Genomic DNA, 19,235 nt, shown 5'->3' with positions numbered 1-19,235 from the left:
AGCGGCAGCGGTCGTTGCGACTGCGGCCCGTCGTGTGATGACCATGCTGATGTCCCGAGGTGAGCCAGGAGCCGCGCCCGCAGTACTTCGCCGTGACATCTCTTTACTCCTGACGTTTACATCGTATACCCGGTGCCCGAGGCTGTCGCGCTGCCGACCAGTTGAAGCTAGTGAGCCAGTTTCGAGATGCGTAGTCGCCTCTGAACGACACCGCGCGGCCGTTCAAGTGGACCAAGACCGCCGACCGGATCATCGACCGGATCTGCCGCTACTGACGCAGTTGTACTCGCGAGGTATCGCGCCTGATCTCGCCGCGGGCATCAGCGACCTGTACCTCTCTCACCTGTTCGCCCGCCGCGGGCCCACGCCGTTCACCAAAGCCCTCGCCGAAGGAGACGATCGGGCCCACAGCGTTCTGGCCAAGCGCATCGGCCGGTTGCGCAGCGACGCCATCGAACCGCGCCGCGCGGACATCTGCTCGGCGGTCGCAGCCCGTATGACGAACCTGTCACACACGTGCGTCAGTAGGGGAGCCTCGGTGATGCTCCACCGGCTCGGACACGGAATCAGGCTCCGCCGCAGCGTCCTGGAGGTGCCGATAGCCTTCGACGCGGACCTGGAACTCGGCGAGCGTCCGCTTCGGATCCAGGCAGTAGCCCTCAGCCGGCGGGTGACTCTTGCCGAGCCCGCCGACGACCACCTGACCGTCCGGCTCCCCACCGGCGCTCCTCCACGGACCGAACCGGGCCACCTGGCAGCGCTCCGGTCCCTGCTGGGAGCCGGCAGAGCCGAAACCCTCAAGGCGATCGTCACGTCCGGAGGAGCGACCGGACGGCAACTGGCCTCACTGCTCGGCGTCTCGGACGCCGCAGCCAGCCGGCACGCCGCAGTGCTACGGCGCGCCGGTCTGATCCGTACCCTGCGCACGGGGCAGGCCGTCAAGCACGTCGCAACACCCCTGGGCTACCGCCTGGCACAGCCCGAGGGTCACGACGCCACGGAGTAACTGAGGTCCGTCGCGGTGAGCGAGGCAGGCATCAAACGCAGCCACATCGTGCCTCGTTCGCCCGGATCATCGTGCAGGTAGTGCACGAACCGCTCGTCCCACAAAGCCTCGTCCGCTCCCAGATAGCGGACAAGCTTGCGCCGCCCCCGCGGCACATCGAAGGGTACAAGCTCGGCCTGGCCCCGAGCGGTCACCTGCCGGACACGCCCCGTCGCAAGATCGCACTCGTCCACCACGAGGGCGACGTTGGGGTCACGTTTCACCCGGTCGAACAGCCGGGCCCATGGGCCCGTCAAGGTCCAGAAGGCTCCTTCTTCCCAGAGAAACCAGACAGGACGCACTGTCGGCCCGCTCGTCGCGATACGAGCGGTGAGCGGCTGCTGCAGGAAGGCGTCCACATCAAAACCAGAAGACTCCACATCGCCAATCTTCCGGTTCCGCCGATCACTTCACCACCGACCTACGACCTACGACCAAAGCCTCAGACGCCCCGAGCCCCCTGGAGAAGAGCCCGCAGAACCCCTCAAGTGGTCCCAGCGCAAGCCGACCCCCGGGGCCACTTGAAGACGTCCAGGAGGCACAGGATCTTCATCTACTGGGGCCGCTGGAAGACGTCACGCCGGGCCGCTGGACAACGTCACAGCCAGCCGCCCCGCCCGCCGATTCGAGGCCGCCCGCCTTCGCGGTCAGCGGCGGCTATCGAGACGGCCTGCCCTCTTTGCAGGTCGGCACGGACGACAACGACCTCACAGGCAGGACTGCCGACCTCATCGCGGGGATGCCCGACGACACCAGCGAGGGCCGCATGAACCAACAACACCGGTGACGTATCCGCTGGCGCCCGCGCCGGGCACAACGACGCCGACGTACTCACCCTGCTCGTCCATGAACGACTCCCTTCCGCCGGAGCGGCCGGCTTCCTCCGGCCAGGGCCCCTCCCGTCTTGGCCCGGGGCGGGCCCCTCGCGCGAGCCTCGACGGCGCCGCGGTGCAGCGCGGTGAAGCCGATGCCACGTGCCGGGCAGGCGATTTCGGGAGCCCGGGTCAAACCCCTTGCCTAATGGTCAAGAAACGTTGACCATTGGGGGCATGCCTACCGATGATCTTCCCGAGACGTTTCACGTCACCACGGACGAGCAGCTGCGCGCCGTCTCCAATCTCACCCGTCACCGGATCATGGCCGTGCTCCGCTTCGAGCCGGCGACGATTACGCAGATCGCCGCGCGGGTGGGCCTTGCGAAGGGGAGTTCCAGCTATCACGTGCGGCTGCTGGAGCGGGCCGGACTGGTCAAGGTGGTGCGGACGCGGAAGGTGCGGGGGGTCACCGAGCGGTACTACGCGATGGCCGCGCGGTCGATCGAGCTGCCCGATCCGGGCGAGGGAGGGCCGGATGTGCTGATGCGGCATGCGGTGGCGGACCTGGAGGCGGCGCCGGCGGAGGGCGAGCGGCACGTACGGATGGCGCATCTGCGGCTCACCGACGAGCAGTTCGCGCAGCTGGGGGTGCGACTGCAGGCGCTGGCGGACGAGTACCGGGAGCTGTCCGATCCGTCGCTGCCGGATGCGTCGCTGGTCTTCGCACTGTTCCACCCCGCATCGGGCGAGCAGGCCGAGGGGGACGCCAAGTGACCTCAGGCATCGGGAAGTTGCCGGCCGGGTTCGGACGGCTGTGGACCGCGCAGACGGTGTCCTCGCTCGGCGACGGGGTGTCGCATGCCGCGCTGCCGCTGATCGCGTTGACGTTGACGCGGGATCCGATGGCGCTCGCCGTCGTCACGGCGGCCGGGACGCTGCCGTGGCTGCTGTTCGGGCTGCTCGGCGGTGCGCTGGTGGACCGCTGGGACCGCCGGCGCACGATGTGGGTCGCGGATGCGGCGCGTGCGGTGCTGCTCGCGATACCGGCGGCAGCGGCCGTGCTCGACGTGCTGAGCATTGCGCTGCTCGCGGGTGTCGCCTTCCTGCTCGGCCTCGGCGGACTCTTCTTCGACACGGCCGCCACGGCCTATCTGCCGGATCTGCTCGGCCGCGATCCCGCACTGCTGGAGCGCGCCAACTCCCGCCTGCGCGGCGCCCAGACCGCCGCGTCCGGCTTCGCGGGGCCGCCCGCGGGCAGCGCCCTGCTCACGCTCGGGCGGGCAGTGCCGCTGCTCGCCGACGCGGTGTCGTTCGCCATCTCCGCACTGCTCGTACGGTCGCTTCCCGCCACGCCCCGGCCCGTGCCTCAGGTTCGCGAGTCTCTGCTGCGGCAGGCGCGGGATGGTGCCTCGTACGTCTTCCGCGACCGGCTGCTGCTCGGGCTCGCGCTGCGTCCGGCGGTCGGGAACATCGCCTTCCTCGCCGTGGAGACCGTCCTCGCCCTCTTCGCGCACGACCGCCTCGGCATCGACACCTACGGCTTCGGCCTGCTCCTCACGGCGGAGGCCACCGGCGGTCTGCTCGGCGCGGCCGTCGCCTCCTTCCTGGGCCGGCGACTGGGCACCGGCACCGCATTGACCTGCACGGCCGCAGTCGAAGGGCTTGCCATCCTGGGCCTTGCCGCCGCCCCCAACCCGTACATTGCCGGGCTGGCGCTCGCCGTGTGCGGAGCGGGCATGGGCGCCACCATGGTGCTCGGCCCCTCCCTGCGGCAGTCGATCGTCCCCGCCCACCTGATGGGCCGGGTCGCCTCCACCTCCCGCATGCTCGCCATGTGCGCCGCCCCGTTCGGCGCCTTCCTCGGCGGCTGGCTGGCCACCACCTACGACGTGCGCACCCCGCTCTACACCGCCGCCGGCCTCCTGCTCACCATGACCGCCGTCACGTCGACCATGACCAGCAACCGCCGGGTCCAGGCGGCACTGCAGGCCGCCGCACCGACCGATGCCCCAGCACACTCGGCACCCCTCGATCCCGCGCAGAAGGGCGCCCTTTAAGAAGCGTTTTTCGCTGTGGTTGTTTGGCGTCGATTCGCGGACCGAGCCGGGACGGGGCCCTCAGGGCAGACGTGTCTCATTGCGGGGCAAGGGATTTCGTGTCGTCGTTCGGCAACCCGTTTCGTTCCGTTCGCTCCCGTCTGATCCCAACGCGCCCCCGGCTGACCTCGTTTACGGCCTGGGAAGGCGCCGCCTGCCCGACGGTACTGCCGAAACATGACGCGACACCGCCCGTATCCCAGCGACGTCTCCGATGCGCGCTGATCGGGCCCGCACTCACCACCTGGCGTGCCGCGCAAGGTCTGCCGGTGTGTCTGCCGGTGTTCCATAACGCCGGCCATCCTGGCTCATGGGACGTAGCTACTTTGGCCGGCCGCTCCTCGCGGACCGGCGGGCGTCTCATGCTCTGCGTGCTGCCCCTGCGCGGTCTCGGGCAGCTGTATCCACGCGGCCAGCAGCCCAAGCGCTTCTTCGGAGCTGGAGCCTGCCTCGGCGGTGTAGACGCTCAGCCGCTGGTCCGGGTCGGCGGGCAGGGTGAGGGACTCGCAATTGAGGGTGAGCGGGCCGACGATCGGGTGGTGGAAGTGTTTGCTGCCATGCGTGTGCCGGTACACGTTCTGGTCGGCCCACCAGCGGCGGAAGTCCTCATCCGTGATGGAGAGTTCGCCGACGAGTTCGGCCAGCAGCGGATCGTGGGGATGGCGTCCGGCGTCACGCCGGAGCGAGGCGACGATGTCCTGGGCGTCGGTGTCCCAGTGGGCATACAGCGAGCGGGCGCTCTCGTCGCAGAACATGAACCGCACCAGGTTCCGCTCGCGGTGCGGCAGTGCGTCGAAGTCGGTGAGCAGCGCACGGGCCATCCGGTTGGACGCGAGTATGTCCAGTCGCCGCCCCAGCACAAGGGCGGGGGTGTGTTCGAGGATCCGGTGCAGGTCGCGCAGTCCCGGGCGGACCGGATGCGGACGCGTCGCTGTGCGGCGGGGCCTGCCCGCGGTGGGCTTGGCGAGCTGGAACAGGTGGGTGCGTTCGATTGGTCGGCTCTGTGGTCACGACGTGAGGTTGTCGTCTGCCCCCTCGCCGCCCATCGAGTTGTCTGCGCAGTTCGCTGTGAAGGTCTGCGGGCAGGCGCCCCGAGGTCGCCCAGTCGACAATGAGCTGAGCAACAGGCCGCTCTTTGATAGGGGTGCGCGCGGAGATGTCGCGAATAATGCTGTCGGCTTGGGTCAAGGGCAGGCCACCCACTGCGGCGACGATGCGGCCGGCGTGATCCCGCAGAGCGGGTGAACCCGAGGGGGCGTGGGGCCGTTCACTGTTCTGTTCACTCATGGAGACCTGCCTGCGAGATGGAGGAGGGACAGCCCCGCTTGCTCAGCGCGGCTGCGGCCGCGCCGGCCGCGAGAGTGAGGCCGCCGGCCAGTGACAGAACGCGGTGACGGGCGATGACGGCCTGCCAGGAACGGGTGTGTGAAGCCGTCGGCCAGGAGCAGGCTGTCGGGGGCGGCCGCGCGGACCGCCGGCAGGACGCTCTGTTCCGCGACGGCCATGGAGACGTCGTGGTGGCCGCGTTCGAAGCCGAAGTTCCCGGCCAGTCCGCAGCAGCCCTCGTCCAGCACGTCGGCGTCGAGGTGGGCGCGGCGCATCAGTTCCCGGTCGGCGTCGTTCTTCATGATCGCGTGCTGGTGGCAGTGGGTCTGCACGAGAGCCTGGCGGGCCGGCGCGGGCGGCTGCCAGCCTTCGGGCGCGTGCCCGACGAGATGTTCGGCGAAGGTGCGGAACTGGCCGGCCAGCCGCTGCACGTCCTGGTCGTCGGGCATCAGCTCGGGCGCGTCGGCGCGGAACACGGCCGTGCAGGAGGGTTCGAGCCCGATGACCGGCGTGCCCGCCTCGGTGTAGGGCCGCAGGACGTCGAGCGTGCGGCGCAGCACTCTCTTCGCGACGCTCAGCTGTCCGGTGGAGATCCAGGTCAGGCCGCAGCACACGGCCTGCGTGGGCACGGCGACGCGGAATCCGGCGTCCTCCAGGACCCGGACCGCCGAGATGACGATCGAGGGGTGGAAGTAGGTGCTGAACGTGTCCGGCCACAGCACCACGGTGCGCGGATCGCCCGGATCGGGTTCGTCTGCGGCACGGGCCTGCCACCGCTGCAGGAACGACTGCGGGGCGAATGCCGGTGCCTGGCGGGCCTCGGCCACGCCTGCCAGCCGCTTGCCGGCGCGGGCCAGCCCGGGAGCCTGCAGCACGCTGTTGACGAGAGCGGGGACAAGGCGCGCGAGGCGGGCCCCAGGGGCAGCCAGCCCATGGAGTAGTGCGCCGCGGGACGCAGCCGGCCCTCGTAGTGGTGGGCCAGGAACTCGGCTTTGTACGTCGCCATGTCGACGCCCGTGGGGCAGTCGGACTTGCAGCCCTTGCAGGCCAGGCACAGGTCGAGGGCGTCACGGACCTCGGTGGAACGCCAGCCGCCGGCGACGGGGGTGTCCGCGTGCCCGTCGAGCATCTCGAACAGCAGCCGCGCGCGCCCGCGGGTGGAGTGCTCCTCCTCCTTCGTGGCCCGGTAGGAGGGGCACATGACGCCGCCCTGCTGGCTGCGGCAGTTGCCGATGCCCACACAGCGCATCGCCGCGCGGGTGAAGGAGTGGTCGTCCTCCGGGTAGCCGAAGGGCGTCGTGATCCCGGACGTCGGCCGCCAGCGGGGACCGAGCCGCAGCTGCCCGTCGACCGGGTTGGGATCGACGACTTGCCCGGGTTCATCAGGTTGTCCGGGTCGAACAGGGCCTTGACCTCACCGAAGGCAGCCACCAGCCGCTCGCCGAACATCGGTCACTTCTCCGCGCTGGAGCGCCCCGACGAGATGGCGCGGATCCTGCTCGACGCGGCCTGACCCCAAACGACCGGCACCCTCGCCCGTCCCCGTCCAGACATGAGAAGGAGCCATGACTCAGGCCGTCCCCCACCTCGTCAACCGCCTTGTCATCGACACCGAGGACACCTTCGGCAACGTCTGCCGGCGCTACGAATCGCGGGTAACCCGCCATCGATTTCGCCGAACTCGTCGAGGTGATCGCCACAGGTGACCTCGCACGGGTGCAGGCCTACACAGTCGACGCCTGCGCGTGTGGGTCAGGGCTGGCCCGGGACGATGACGTACCCGACACCCGACAGGTCATCGCGGGAGCGGGGTCGAGAACAGCCTCGGCCGCCTGGACTCACCCGCGTCGTCCCTTCGGGTGGAGATCTCTCTGTGCCACCAGGGCGGCGCGGGCTCTGTGCGCGCCATGGGAGCAGGGTGGCGGGTTGTGAGGGCTCGCACACTGCCGGGTCGGCGGCCGCCTCCTGTGAGGCGATGGCCCCGCCACCAGGCGCAGCGCGCCGCCCCGTCTCCCACTCCCCCATGAGCCGTCGCGGCTGCGACGCACTGTGAAAGGAAGAGCCTGTGTTCAAGATTCCACGGCGGAGGAAGATCCTCGCGCCCAGTGTGGCGGGCCTGGCTGTCGCGGCAACGCTCCTCATCCCGTGCGCCGGCGTGGCCTCGGCGGCCGGCCCGGGCCTGGCGGCCGGTGCGGCTGCAAGCAGCCATTCCGGGCCCGTGAAGCCCGGTCAGAACGAGAAGGTGATCGGCCTCTACACCGAGATGCACGACCTGTGGTCGGACCACATGCAGTGGACGTACACCACGGTCGACGCGTTCTTCCACAACCAGCCCGAGCTCCATCCCGCCCTCGACCGGCTCCTGCGCAACCAGCGCGACATCGGTGCCGCGATCGTCCCCTACTACGGACAGGCTGCCGGAGACCAGCTGACCGCACTGCTGACCACGCACATCGAGCAGGCTGTTCCCGTCCTCCAGGCCGCGCAGGCCGGAGACCAGCCCGCTCTGAAGAAGGCACTCGACGACTGGTACGCGAACGCCAAGGACATCGCCGACTTCCTGTCCGACGCGAATCCGAAGAACTGGCCCCGCTCGGTCACCGAGCCGATGCTCAGCCAGCACATCGACCAAACCGTCGTGTACGCCACCGACCTGCTCAAGGGCCGCTACACCAACGCCGTCAAGCACTTCGACAAGGCCAACGACCACATGATGATGCTGGCTGACGTCCTCGCCAGGGGCATCGTCGCCCAGTTCCCGGACAAGTTCTGCGACGAGCACAACGGCCATCACGGCTCCAGGCGGCCCTGACCGCCCCCCTGGCCGGTACCGGCACCGGCACCGGCACCGGCCAGAACCGGGCGGGGTTCTGGCTCAACTTCCGTGCAGTGGCCACTCTGATTGAATTGCTGCCCCTTCCCGCGCTGTCTCGTCAGAACCGCTGAGCTGGGCTGGCGCTCAGTCCGAAGGTCGGCGTGCCCCTTGCACGAGGTTGTGGCGTCGGCGGAGTTGACCGTTCCGACTGGTGAGCCGGCGGCTGGTCTTGCATAGTCCGCGACTCTCCTCGATGAGGGCTTGCGCCGTCCATCGCAGTTCACGAGCGGTTTCAGACAGTTCGCAGGACAGTGATCGTTGCTGTTGCGCATCCATGAGGAGCGCCTCCCCAGGATCATGTCGGTCATGTGCTGTCGACCGGCCAGGCCACAGCCGATGAGTCTGGCCCGAACGCTGAATCGGCAGACCCAACGGCCCCTGTCGCCTGGACGTGCCTTGCCGGATTCTGACCGTATCCAGGACGGAGCCGGGAGCCGTGACGATGAGAAGGACGACACAAGAGATCCCGGAGTGGCTCGTGGACGTACTCCGGCAGGCTCAGACGATGCAGGACGATGCCCGGCGGCAACGGGCAGCCGCGCGGCGGATGCGTGATGACGTCAGAGCACAGGTCGCCAAGGCTACCCTGCTGTTCTCGCCTTGCTGCGAACACGATGGCCAGCCAGTCCATGACCGTGCGCATGACGAGCCGGATGTTGACTCCTCCTCCTCGTAAACGACGGCCCGCACCACCCGAGCCGTCAGCTCAGGCACCCCATCATCCGACCGCGACTCCAACGACATCCCGCCCCACCACCCCGCCAACGACCACAGCCATAGCAGGACCAACGACACAGCCCCGCTCGAATCACGACTTTCCCAACGGAGTCGTTTACGAGGAGGAGGAGTCAATGACAAAGCCACCGCAAAAAACGACGTTGCCCGGAACGTAAGCGTGCCGGGCAGCATGCGTGGGCGGCGGCTGTGAAGCTCCTGGGTGAGGTGGAGGTCTTGGCCGTGTCAGGCCGCGGACGTTGGGTTCGGTGATTCGGCGGCGCGGCGGTATTCGGCGTTGATGCGCTGGGCTTCTTCGAGTTGGTCTTCGAGGATGACGATGCGGCAGGCGGCCTCGATGGGGGTGCCCTGGTCGACGAGTTCCCGGGCGCGGGCGGCGATGCGCAGTTGGTAGCGGGAGTAGCGGCGGTGGCCGCCTTCGGAGCGGAGCGGGGTGATGAGGCGGGCTTCGCCGATGGCGCGGAGGAAGCCCTGGGTGGTGCCGAGCGCTTCGGCGGCCCGGCCCATGGTGTAGGCGGGGTAGTCGTCGTCATCGAGACGGTCGTACGAGTCGTCTGCTGTCATCGCACCTCTCTGTGGAACGCGTGGAGGGGCCCTGGCGCCATTGGCGCCAGGGCCCCGAAGGAACTGCTACACCATCTGCCGGCCCTGGTACTGCGCCGGCCTGCTGTTTCCGCAGACCCGACCTGGATGCTGTCGGGGATGCGGGGATCGCGGTTGCTTGACCGAAGACCACCTCACTATCGATGTCCTGCGGTACCCGGGCTCAAGACTTCCGCCCGGGCGATCCTGATGGCGCTCGGCTCCTCCGTTCTTCCCTCGGTGTTCAACTACTTACCAACGGGGGACTGCGTACTGCTGGTACTGCTGTACTGCGTACTGCTGGTGATGCGAACCGCTCCGTGGCCTGCGACAGCGCCACTCTTCGGCAGCCAGCCCCGTCGCCCGTCCTGCGTCTGCTCTGGCTTAGAACCCCACTGCCGAACTTCCCGGTGCGCGCGTCCGCAGCCGACGCCTTCACCGAGGTGCTGCTCACTGACTTCACTGCTGGGTACTGCGAACTGCACTTGCGGGTAATGCCACTGCGTCAACTGCGGTCTTGCTCACGGCGGCCCCTGATCACTGCGGGTCACCCGGTCCGGTCGTCAGTCCCGTCGCCGTCCTGCAACATCCCTGGCTTCGCAACTCCACCACCGCACCGTCCTGCGCACTGCGACTACAGGTACTGCTGGCCGGCAGTTCGTCTCTGCCAGGCCCCGTTGATCTCGGCTACGAGAGAAACCATAACCAGACCACGACCCAATGTCTACTCCAGCCAACATAGATTTTCGCGCGTCTGCCGGTGGGGTAATCGACTTCGAACAACGATGCGGTGAGACGGGCTGCGCTGGGCAGGCGGGTGGGACAGAAGCGTGGTGACTCAGGAGGCGGCAGGGTCTGCACCCGCGGAAGAGTTCGGCGCACTGGCCGGCGCCATGCCGTCGCCTGCACCGCCGCTACGAGCGCAAGGCCGAGCACTTCCTCACCTTCGTCGCCATGCCGCAGCCCTCATCAGCCACCGCAGACTCACCACTGAGCGATGTGCATCTTGAAAACAGCTGGTCATCGGGGCTGGTCTCGGTGGGTGACCGTCTCCTGGGCTGGTCGCGGGCGGGCGCCTGTGGTGAAGATCGTCTGGCAGACCGATGAGTAATGCCGCCACGCCAGGTCTGCACGCAGTGAAACCAGTCCGGAGGAAGACCACAGGAGGTCGAAGTGTCCAGATCAGTGCTCGACATGTCGGTGTCACTCGACGGGTACATCGCCGACACCGACGATTTCCTCGGCGGCGACGACGGCGAGCGGCTGCATAAGTGGGCCGACCCTGACGGGGAGACCGGCCGGCCGTCCGGCCCGGCTGCGCAATTCCAGGACGAATGGAATGCGGCCGGTGCGGTGCTCGCGGGACGGCGGACTGCCGAACTCATGGATCACTGGGGTGGTGATCACGGCGGTCTCCCGATCTTTGTGCCCAGCCACCGCCCGCCCGGCCCGGCCGCCCGCTGGGGCTATCCCCTGGTGACGTACGTGACCGATGGGATCGAGAGCGCAATGGCACAGGCCAAGGCCGCAGCCGGAGGCAAAGCTGTGCAGGTGCGTGGCGCGTACACGGCGCAGCGGGCGCTCGAGGCCGGGGTGCTGGATGAGGTGCAGATCCATCAGATCCCGGTGCTTCTCGGGCGTGGCCGTCGCCTGTTCGACGTGTTGCCGTCAGAGATCGAGTTGGAGATCGTCCGGGTGATCGACACTCCGCAGGCCACCCACATCCGCTACCGCGTCCGTCGCTGAGCGCGCGGGCAGACGATCTTGAGCGTGGGCAATCGTCCGTAACCAGCACGAGTACGCGATCAACGATCCGCACCAACCCTGTGACCATCAACTTCAAGTTGCACAAGCCTCAGTTCACCAGCTCCTCAGGCGCTCAGGCCGGTGCGCACAAACAGGCAGAACGGGTGGCCGGCCGGGTCGCACAGGACGCGTACGTCGGCCTGAGGTTGGAAGTCCGCCACGGTTGCCCCCAGAGCAAGCGCATGCTCGACGGCTGCTGCAAGCTCGTCCACCTCGATGTCCAGATGCATCATCAACTGCTGCTCCGACCGTGTGGAAGGCCACTGCGGGCGAGTGAAGAGCGGCTCCCTCTGGAACGACAGTCCGGCACTGCCGTCCGGCGCCGCGATCTCAACCCAGCCCGGTTCTTCCTTCCGCACCGGCCACCCGAGCAGACCCTGATAGAACCGCGCCAGTTCATGGGGGTCCGGTGCATCAAGAGTGGTCGCGGCCAACGTGAAACGCGGCTGGGGCTTCATGCGGCGCTGCTGCCCGCTTCCGCTGCCGACAGGCCAGCCGTCCCCCATCTGACCGCCCGAGCCCGTACTCGTAGCCCGTACTCGCCCGGCCGGCCCCCACCCTTGCCCCGGGTGTCTCGGGCGTCCTCAGCTCATCAGCTCGGGCGCGAAGTAGTCACGCAGGTGGGCGATCTTCCCGTCGCGGATGCGGAAGATCTGTACCAGCGCGACGGCCACGTCACCCTTGTCCCCGTCCCCGTCCCCGTCCCCCTCCCCGTCCCCCTCACCGTCTCCGTCTCCGTCTCCGTCGAAGACCGTGTCGATCTCAGCGATGAACACGTCGGGGTCGGCGGTGGTGTGCAGCACGTATCCGGACTTCTCCAGGTTCGGTGCGCGGCCGTGCTCCCCCTGCTGTTCGTAGTAGGCCGCCATCACGCTGCGGATCTCCTCGCGGCCCACCATCCGCTGGGGGAAGGCGGCGCCGGCCGGCATGAGCGGTGCCTCCAGGACACCGTCCTCGGTGAAGTTCTCGGCAAGGGCATCGGCGTTGCTGGTCACGGCGCCGGCGTACACGTGGCTCTCGAAGATCTCCTGCGGCGTTCGGGACACGGCGGCCTCCCTGGACTCGGACGCGGAAGGCCACCTCACCACACGGGTGCGGCGCCGGATGCGGGATTGCGTGTTCACGGCGTGATGACGGCCCCCACCATGAACGTCCCGTCACGGTGGGGGCCTTAGGTCAGCAGCGGTGCGCCGTCGTGCCGGCCGGCGGTGCGGTTGGTGTGCGGTGTTCTCTTCAGCCGACCCTGAGCACGGCGTTGCCGGTGATCTTCCGGTCGCGCAGGTCGTTGAGGGTGGTGGCGGTGTGCTGCCAGTCCTCCAGGCGGCCGATCTGCGGGTGCAGCCGGTCCTTGGCGACGAGGCTGACGAGTTGGGCCAGGTCGGTGCCGAACGGCTCGTCGAAGTGCTCGTAGTGGAAGTGGCGCACGGTCGCCGAGCGCGGTCCCTTGAAGAACTCGAAGAAGCTGAGCTGGGCGGGCTGGCGGGAGGCCTGGCCGAACCAGATGAGCTGTCCGCGTTCCTTCAGCAGGGCGAGGCTTTGGGGGGTGGAGGTGCCGCCGACGGATTCCATGACGATGTCGTAGGGGCCGGCGGCCTCGCTGAGGTCGTGCGCCACTGTCGCGCCGAACTCGGTGAGGTGCTTGCCGCGTTCGGGGGTGGCCGTGATCGCGGTGACCTCGGCGCCCTCGCCGATGGCGAGCTCGGTGACGTAGTGGCCCACGCCCCCGGAGGCTCCGGTGAGCAGGATCCGCTTGCCGGTAACCGATCCCGCGGTGCGCAGCAGTCGCAGTGCGGTCAGTCCGGCCAGGGGAAGGGCCGCCGCCGACTCGAAGGAGAGGTCGTCGGGGATCTCGGTGAGGGAGCGGGTGGGTACGGCGACGTACTGGGCCCAGCCGTTGGCGGGCGGGTGGCCGACCACCCGGCGGCCGACGGCCGGTCCGGTGCCGTCCGCCGCCGCGCGGACGACGACGCCGGCGATGTCCTTGCCGGGGCGGCCTCCTCCCGGGCGCAGCGGTCCGTGAAGTTGGAAGACCTCGCCGCGGTTGACGGAGAACGCCCTCACCTCGATCAGGGCTTCGTCCGCCGCCGGCTGCGGCTCTTGACTCTCGCCGAGCTCGACCATTTCCTCGGGTCGGCCGGTGGGCAGCAGGGCCTTCATCGGGTGGCCTCCTGCGGGCGGACGGTGTGGGGCATGGCTGACTCCTGTGTCGTGTCTCAAGAGGGGTGTGGCGTGGCGGGGGGTATTCATGTCCGCGGGCCGCGCCTGGCCGTCTCCCGCTTTCCGGAAATTGCTTCCTGTGTACGGGAGTTCGACCGGCGCATTTCGGCGGACCTGTGGGGTGTGCTTGTTTTCCGGCCGGTGCTCGACACGTTAGGAGCTGCCCATGAGGCCGCTCAAGGCACATGCCACCGAGGTGCGGGGCGTGTGTTTCCTAAGGAACACGGGTGGCGGGGCCGGGAAGGGCGGCGCGTACGTTCCGCTGCGGCCTGTGCTGTGCACGGGCCATGTGCGCAGCCGGCCTGCCCGGGTTCAGGGCCGTGGTGTGGTGGGTGGGTTCGCTCGCCAGGTGCCGGCTGCGGGGTGTCCGGTGCGGTGGGTCCACCGTGGGCGGGGGCGGACGGTCCGGGGGCTGGGCGGTGGGGGTGTGCGGGTGGCCAGGGCGTGCAGTACGGCGAGCACCGCGGCGAGTTCGTCTGCGTCGGCGTTGCCGCGCACGAGCCGTACCGCGGGCGGTGGCGGGTTCTGCTGCTCGGTGCTCATACGGGCTGGTTGCCGTGCTTGCGCTCGGGCAGCTGGGCGTGTTTGGTGCGCAGCATGCGCAGCGATTTGATGAGCATTTCGCGGGTGCGCCGGGGGTCGATGACGTCGTCGACCAGGCCGCGTTCGGCGGCGTAGTAGGGGTGCATGAGTTCTCGTTTGTATTCGGCGACGCGGCGGGCGCGGGCGAGGTCGGGGTTGTCGGCGGCGGCGATCTCGCGGCGGAAGACGACGCCTGCCGCGCCTTCGGCGCCCATCACGGCGATTTCGTTGGTGGGCCAGGCGAAGGAGAGGTCGCAGCCGATCGAGCGGGAGTCCATGACGATGTAGGCGCCGCCGTAGGCCTTGCGCAGGATGACCTGGACGCGGGGGACGGTGGCGTTGCAGTACGCGTACAGGAGTTTGGCGCCGCGTCGGATGATGCCGTCGTGTTCCTGGTCGGTGCCGGGCAGGAAGCCGGGCACGTCGACGAGGGTGACCAGCGGGATGTTGAAGGAGTCGCAGAACTGCACGAACCGTGCACCCTTCTCGGAGGCCGCGATGTCGAGGGCTCCGGCGCCGGCCATCGGCTGGTTGGCGACGATGCCGACGACCTGGCCGCCGAGCCGGGCCAGTGCGGTCAGGAGGTTGGGTGCCCAGCGTTCGTGCAGTTCGAAGTAGTCGCCGTCGTCGGTGAGTTCCTCGATGACGCGGCGCATGTCGTAGGCCTGGTGCGGGTTGGCCGGTACGAGGTTGACCAGTGCGTCGCCGCTGCGGTCCCAGGGGTCGTCGCTGTCCTCCTCGGGCGGCAGTTCGCGGTTGTTGGCGGGCAGCATCGACAGCAGGTGGCGTACGTCTGCCAGGCAGGACTCCTCGTCGTCGTGGAGGAAGGTGGAGACGCCGGAGCGGGCCGAGTGGACGTCGCCGCCGCCGAGTTCGTCGTGGCTGACGCGTTCGCCGGTGACGGCGTGCACCACGTCGGGGCCGGTGATGTACATCTGTGCGGTGCCGCGCACCATGAAGACGAAGTCGGTGAGGGCGGGCGAGTAGGCGGCGCCGCCGGCGCACGGTCCGAGGATGACGCTGATCTGCGGGATCACGCCGGACATGCGGACGTTGCGGGTGAAGATGCCGCCGTAGCCGGCGAGTGCGGTCACGCCCTCCTGGATGCGGGCGCCGGCTCCGTCGCTGAGGGCGATCAGTGGCGCCCCGGCGGCTTCGGCCATGTCCATGATCTTGTGGATTTTCTGGGCGTGGGCTTCGCCCAGTGCGCCGCCGAAGATCCGGAAGTCGTGCCCGAACACGAACACCTGGCGGCCCTCGACGGTGCCCCAGCCGGTCACGACGCCGTCGCCGTGCGGCCTTTTGGCTTCCAGGCCGAACCCGGTGGCGCGGTGGCGGCGCAGTGGCTCGACCTCGGTGAAGGAGTCCTTGTCCAGGAGGAGTTCGATGCGTTCGCGGACGGTGAGTTTGCCGCGGGCGTGCTGGCGCTGGGTGGCCGAGGGGTCGGGGCCGTCGGCGACCTCGCGTTGGAGGGCGGCGAGTTCGTCGAGTCGTTCGTGCATGGAGGGCGCGGTCCGCTGGACGAGGTTCTCCAGTTCCAGGGCGCTGCTGTCGGGCGCTTCAGTGGTGTCGTCCAGGGGCCGTGTCGGCGGGCTGAGGTCTGGTGCTTTGGCCATCGGGAACTCCTTTTCTGCGCACCGGCCGGTGGCTGACCGCCCACGCTAAGCAGCCAGTGGCGGCAGAGAACAGAACACGGGCCACAGGACGAATTCGGTCATTCTTTGGTGACAACCGTCCTGTTTCTTCAGGGACTTCGCCCGGTGGTATGCCGGGGAGCCGAAGGAGATATCCGCACGGAGCTCTCGAAACACGCGTAGAACCCCTCGTTGTACGGGGCGGCCCCGGGCGCCACAGGGGGCGCTAGGTTCGCGTTCCAGACATCTTCAGGAAGGAGCCGGCCACCCCCTATTTCCTTCTTTCCCGGAGGCATTGAGTGAGCGAGGAGAAAGAGCCAGACGATGGCAGACACTGACCCGGCGTCTTCGCTGTCGCGACACAGAGTTGCGGTCGTGGTGGACCCGTTCCCGATCTCCCGGGCGGCGGTGGCCTCACTGCTGAGGCACTCCGGCGCGGTCGATGACACCCAGGAGGCGGAGAGCCGGCCAGGCGCCCTGGAACTGGTGCGGCGCCTGAGCGCCGACCTGCTGGTCACCGATGTGGACCTGGCGGGCCGCGGCGACGGGGTCCACCTGTGCCGCCAGACCAAACGGCTGGCCCGCCCGCCGGCCGTGCTGATGTTCACGGGCACCGACGACCCCGCGGTGGTGGCTGCCTGTCTCGCCAGCGGGGCCGACGGGTTCGTGCACCGCTCGGCAACACCCGAGCGGCTGGTACGGGCCGTGGACTCCCTCGCGGCGGGCCGGCCCGTGTGGCACCTGCGCGAGCACGCCGACACGGTGCCCGCCGCGGGGCAGCGGCCGCGCGTGCACGGCATGACCACCCGCGAACAGCAGATACTCGGACTGCTCCTGGGCCGCTATTCCAATGACGAAATAGCGGCCGAACTTCATCTGGCCCGACAGACCGTCAAGAACCATGTCAGCAATATCCTGCGCAAGCTCGGCGCTGCGAACCGGCGTGAATTGCTGGCCAACCGCGGATCACTCACCCGGGCGTCGTGAACAGACGCCCGCCGATATCCGGTGCGCGCCGCAGCTGCCGTACTCCCTTGGTGGCATCCGAAGTCCCCCAAGGGAGAATGTCCAAGCCCCGCCCCGCCCCTCTAATGTCGAGGTGACGCAGGGCGGGGCTTTGGCCAAGTACCGGACACGGTAGGGACAATTCCCGCACGCGGCACCTCCCGTCACATCCCCCGCACGGGTGGCGCCGCCCAGGTCCTTGAGCCCCGCCCTGCGTCCCCGCCGTGACCGTCGCCGCCACGGACGGCGGCGGTCACGGAACCCACGCAGCCCCCTTGGAGGTACCCCACCGTGAGCACCCCTGTCTCCCCCGCCCGATTCCAGGGCCGGGTCGCCCTCGTCACCGGCGCCAGCCGCGGCATCGGACTCGCCGTCGCCGAACGGCTGGTCGCGGAGGGCGCCCGGGTATGCCTCACGGCCCGCTCCCCCGAGCCCCTCGCCGAGGCGGTCACCCTGCTCGGCGGCCCGCAGCACGCCCTCGCCGTCGCCGGCAAGGCCGACGACCCGGCCCACCGCGCCGAGGCCGTGGAACGCACCGTGCAGACCTTCGGCCGCCTCGACGTCCTCGTCAACAACACCGGGATCAACCCGGTGTTCGGTCCCGTCCTCGGCCTGCAGGAGGACGCCGTCCGCAAGGTCTTCGAGGTCAACGTGCTCTCCGCCCTCGGCTGGCTGCGCCAGGCCCACACGGCGTGGATGGGTGAGCACGGCGGCGCGGTCGTCAACATGACAGCCGTCGCGGGCCTGCGCGCGGCCGAGGGCATCGGCGCGTACGGCGCGAGCAAGGCCGCCCTCATCCACCTCACCGAACAGCTCGGGCAGGAACTCGGCCCGCACATCCGGGTCAACTCGGTGGCCCCCGCCGTGATCAAGACCCGTTTCGCCTCGAAGCTCTACGAGGACCGGGAGGAGCAGGTCGCCGCGGGCTACGCGCTCGGTCGGCTCGGCACCCCCGAGGACATCGCCGCGGCAGTCGCCTACCTCGCCTCCGACGACGCGTCCTGGGTGACCGGCCAGACCCTCACCGTCGACGGCGGCCTGATAGCCGCCGGCGGGGGAATCTGAACCGTGAACCTCCGCATTGCACCCCGAAGGCTCCGCCGGCTGCTGTGGCAGCTGGTCGCCCTCCCGGGGACGCTGCCCGCCTCCTGCGCGTAGGGCGGCAGCGGGCTGCCCTCCCCCACCCGGCCCCGGCCCGGCCGCCGGCAGTGCGCAACCGTCCCGCTCGTCACGGACGTTGTCTGCGCAGTTTGGCCGTGTCTCATCGGATGCCTCCGAGGAAACCCCGGCCTTCAGGCCGGGGAGGAATCGGGCTCCTGCGGAGCAGGGCAAGGAGTTGGGATCCGCCGCCCGGGCGGATCACGATGCTCTGACCCCCAGACTTGGACCTACCCGGTAGTGGCACTACTGAACTTGAACTCGTGATGTCGGGCCTCCCGGGCTGAGGTGTGTCAGATGTGGGCCCTGATTTGCTGCACTGGATGTCCGAGTGCGTCCCCGATGGCGTTCAGTTCCTCGTCGCTGAACCAGGCGCGCTCGGGGTTCCAGATGGCGATCTCGAATCGAGCAAAGCCACAGGGCCAGTCGTAGTCCAGTGCGTCCAGCGAGGTCGCGGTGCCGCAGCAGGGGACCACCACGGCGAGGGTTGCGAAGCCGTCGTCGCAGTGGGCTTCGAGTAGGTCGCCCCACCACTCGGTGTCGATCGACGCGCCGCAGTGGGGACAACCGATCTTCTGCAGATTCTGACCACAGTCGACAACGGTGAGTGTGTCGTGCCAGGTGACGTCGATCTCGACGTCGACGCCGCCGGGGAGCCCGGGGGCCAGGTCCTCCACGATCGACGCAGTACGGTCAGCCGCGGCCTGCTCGGGCTGCCAGTGCGGGTCGGTCGGAATGACAGAGAGAACGTCGTCGCTCATGGGCTCACTCGATTCGTCGGGCGGGAACCTCATCCAGGCGACGCGATGCTACTGATCGCGCGTGTGGGTGGCAGGTTCCCAGCTGGTCACGCGTCGAGGGCCAGGCCGGTGCCGGTGAGACAGCCGTCGAGCAGCTGGGGCCGATACTGCAGCATCTTGAGCTTGCGTTTCACGGTCCGGGTGATCTGCCCCAGGTCGGCGGCGGCGAGGTTGCCGAGGTCGTGCTTGACCAAGGACCACACGCCCTCCTGCGGGTTCAGGTCCGGGGCGTAGGCAGGTAGCTGTGCTGGAACACCGTGAGCCAGTCGGTGTTCGCCGCGAAGAACTCGCGCAAGTCTGCGGTCAGGTGAATGCGGACATTGTCCCAGACCAGCACGATCGGACCACCCAGCTGGATCCGGGCGCGAACCAGCAGGTCTCGAAAGTCCCGCGAGCCGAAGCCCTTGGGCTGGTTCTTGCGTCCGCGGTACTCGCGGACTGCGTAGATCAGCCGCGACCGCTTACCCGCAGGAGCACTCACCCCTCTGTACGGCTTCCAGCCCCCCGGTCGGCACCCCGTACAGCCTGGAGGTCACCGGTCTGGCCGCGGGTAAGAGCC

The 19,235-nt window shown here is 68.9% G+C and carries 18 protein-coding genes and 1 pseudogene; 7 read left to right on the top strand and 12 right to left on the bottom strand.

Features of this window, described 5'->3' with window-relative positions; translation table 11 throughout:
• The first annotated feature begins 280 nt into the window (after window positions 1-280).
• Window positions 281-1,006, top strand: coding sequence for a winged helix-turn-helix domain-containing protein (locus tag ABZS97_RS37445; RefSeq protein ID WP_356145449.1), 726 nt, complete (start codon window positions 281-283; stop codon window positions 1,004-1,006).
• On the opposite strand, the gene ABZS97_RS37440 is transcribed toward ABZS97_RS37445, so the two are convergent.
• Window positions 988-1,425, bottom strand: coding sequence for a pyridoxamine 5'-phosphate oxidase family protein (locus tag ABZS97_RS37440; RefSeq protein WP_356145447.1), 438 nt, complete (start codon window positions 1,423-1,425; stop codon window positions 988-990). The genes ABZS97_RS37445 and ABZS97_RS37440 overlap by 19 nt on opposite strands.
• Before the next feature lie 669 nt (window positions 1,426-2,094).
• Between ABZS97_RS37440 and ABZS97_RS37435 the strand changes: the two genes are divergently transcribed.
• Window positions 2,095-2,634: a helix-turn-helix domain-containing protein gene (locus tag ABZS97_RS37435; protein WP_356145445.1), complete on the top strand. Its 540-nt coding sequence runs from the start codon at window positions 2,095-2,097 to the stop codon at window positions 2,632-2,634.
• Window positions 2,631-3,917 carry an MFS transporter gene (locus ABZS97_RS37430; RefSeq protein ID WP_356145443.1) on the top strand — a complete coding sequence of 429 codons (1,287 nt, stop codon included), beginning with the start codon at window positions 2,631-2,633 and terminating at the stop codon, window positions 3,915-3,917. Before ABZS97_RS37435 ends, ABZS97_RS37430 begins: the two co-directional genes overlap by 4 nt.
• 347 nt (window positions 3,918-4,264) lie before the next feature.
• Here ABZS97_RS37430 and ABZS97_RS37425 read toward each other — a convergent pair whose 3' ends face one another.
• Together ABZS97_RS37425 and ABZS97_RS37420 are read right to left on the bottom strand one after the other, a co-directional pair.
• A complete protein-coding gene (locus ABZS97_RS37425; protein ID WP_356145453.1) occupies window positions 4,265-4,858 on the bottom strand; it encodes a hypothetical protein in 594 nt (197 codons plus the stop codon).
• Window positions 4,859-5,380: 522 nt separating this feature from the next.
• A pseudogene (locus tag ABZS97_RS37420) lies at window positions 5,381-6,731 on the bottom strand (4Fe-4S dicluster domain-containing protein); the annotation flags it as partial.
• Window positions 6,732-7,347: 616 nt separating this feature from the next.
• On the opposite strand from ABZS97_RS37420, the gene ABZS97_RS37415 reads away from it, so the two are divergent.
• The gene (locus ABZS97_RS37415; protein WP_356145440.1) at window positions 7,348-8,094 is read left to right on the top strand and encodes a hypothetical protein; all 747 of its coding nucleotides are present in this window, start codon (window positions 7,348-7,350) and stop codon (window positions 8,092-8,094) included.
• Between the two features lie 1,023 nt (window positions 8,095-9,117).
• Here ABZS97_RS37415 and ABZS97_RS37410 read toward each other — a convergent pair.
• The gene (locus ABZS97_RS37410; protein WP_356145438.1) at window positions 9,118-9,456 is read right to left on the bottom strand and encodes a MerR family transcriptional regulator; all 339 of its coding nucleotides are present in this window, start codon (window positions 9,454-9,456) and stop codon (window positions 9,118-9,120) included.
• A 1,191-nt stretch (window positions 9,457-10,647) separates the two neighbouring features.
• On the opposite strand from ABZS97_RS37410, the gene ABZS97_RS37405 reads away from it, so the two are divergent.
• On the top strand, window positions 10,648-11,220 hold the full coding sequence (locus tag ABZS97_RS37405; RefSeq protein ID WP_356145435.1) for a dihydrofolate reductase family protein: 573 nt from the start codon (window positions 10,648-10,650) through the stop codon (window positions 11,218-11,220).
• Window positions 11,221-11,345: 125 nt separating this feature from the next.
• Here ABZS97_RS37405 and ABZS97_RS37400 read toward each other — a convergent pair whose 3' ends face one another.
• The 5 genes from ABZS97_RS37400 to ABZS97_RS37380 form a co-directional block, all read right to left on the bottom strand.
• Window positions 11,346-11,738 carry a VOC family protein gene (locus ABZS97_RS37400; protein WP_356145432.1) on the bottom strand — a complete coding sequence of 131 codons (393 nt, stop codon included), beginning with the start codon at window positions 11,736-11,738 and terminating at the stop codon, window positions 11,346-11,348.
• A gap of 126 nt (window positions 11,739-11,864) precedes the next feature.
• A complete protein-coding gene (locus ABZS97_RS37395; protein WP_356145429.1) occupies window positions 11,865-12,326 on the bottom strand; it encodes a nuclear transport factor 2 family protein in 462 nt (153 codons plus the stop codon).
• 187 nt (window positions 12,327-12,513) lie between these two features.
• A complete protein-coding gene (locus tag ABZS97_RS37390; RefSeq protein WP_356145427.1) occupies window positions 12,514-13,437 on the bottom strand; it encodes a zinc-binding dehydrogenase in 924 nt (307 codons plus the stop codon).
• 372 nt (window positions 13,438-13,809) lie between these two features.
• A complete protein-coding gene (locus tag ABZS97_RS37385; protein ID WP_356145426.1) occupies window positions 13,810-14,040 on the bottom strand; it encodes an acyl-CoA carboxylase epsilon subunit in 231 nt (76 codons plus the stop codon).
• Entirely contained in the window at window positions 14,037-15,581 is a 1,545-nt protein-coding gene (locus tag ABZS97_RS37380) for an acyl-CoA carboxylase subunit beta (RefSeq protein ID WP_356145451.1), read from the bottom strand. Before ABZS97_RS37380 ends, ABZS97_RS37385 begins: the two co-directional genes overlap by 4 nt.
• A 507-nt stretch (window positions 15,582-16,088) precedes the next feature.
• On the opposite strand from ABZS97_RS37380, the gene ABZS97_RS37375 reads away from it, so the two are divergent.
• Both ABZS97_RS37375 and ABZS97_RS37370 read left to right on the top strand, forming a co-directional pair.
• On the top strand, window positions 16,089-16,700 hold the full coding sequence (locus ABZS97_RS37375) for a response regulator transcription factor (RefSeq protein WP_356145423.1): 612 nt from the start codon (window positions 16,089-16,091) through the stop codon (window positions 16,698-16,700).
• A 309-nt stretch (window positions 16,701-17,009) separates the two neighbouring features.
• Window positions 17,010-17,783: an SDR family oxidoreductase gene (locus ABZS97_RS37370; RefSeq protein ID WP_356145421.1), complete on the top strand. Its 774-nt coding sequence runs from the start codon at window positions 17,010-17,012 to the stop codon at window positions 17,781-17,783.
• Window positions 17,784-18,169: 386 nt separating this feature from the next.
• Here the strand turns inward: ABZS97_RS37370 and ABZS97_RS37365 are convergent, their stop codons facing one another.
• The 3 genes from ABZS97_RS37365 to ABZS97_RS37355 form a co-directional block, all read right to left on the bottom strand.
• Entirely contained in the window at window positions 18,170-18,637 is a 468-nt protein-coding gene (locus ABZS97_RS37365) for a hypothetical protein (RefSeq protein ID WP_356145419.1), read from the bottom strand.
• 86 nt (window positions 18,638-18,723) lie between these two features.
• Entirely contained in the window at window positions 18,724-18,870 is a 147-nt protein-coding gene (locus tag ABZS97_RS37360; RefSeq protein WP_259294740.1) for a hypothetical protein, read from the bottom strand.
• A 23-nt stretch (window positions 18,871-18,893) separates the two neighbouring features.
• A complete protein-coding gene (locus tag ABZS97_RS37355) occupies window positions 18,894-19,157 on the bottom strand; it encodes a hypothetical protein (RefSeq protein ID WP_356145417.1) in 264 nt (87 codons plus the stop codon).
• Window positions 19,158-19,235 lie beyond the last annotated feature (78 nt).

The organism is Streptomyces sp. NPDC005485, assembly GCF_040606085.1.
GTDB lineage: Bacteria > Actinomycetota > Actinomycetes > Streptomycetales > Streptomycetaceae > Streptomyces.
This window is presented reverse-complemented; position numbering and strand designations above follow the sequence as displayed.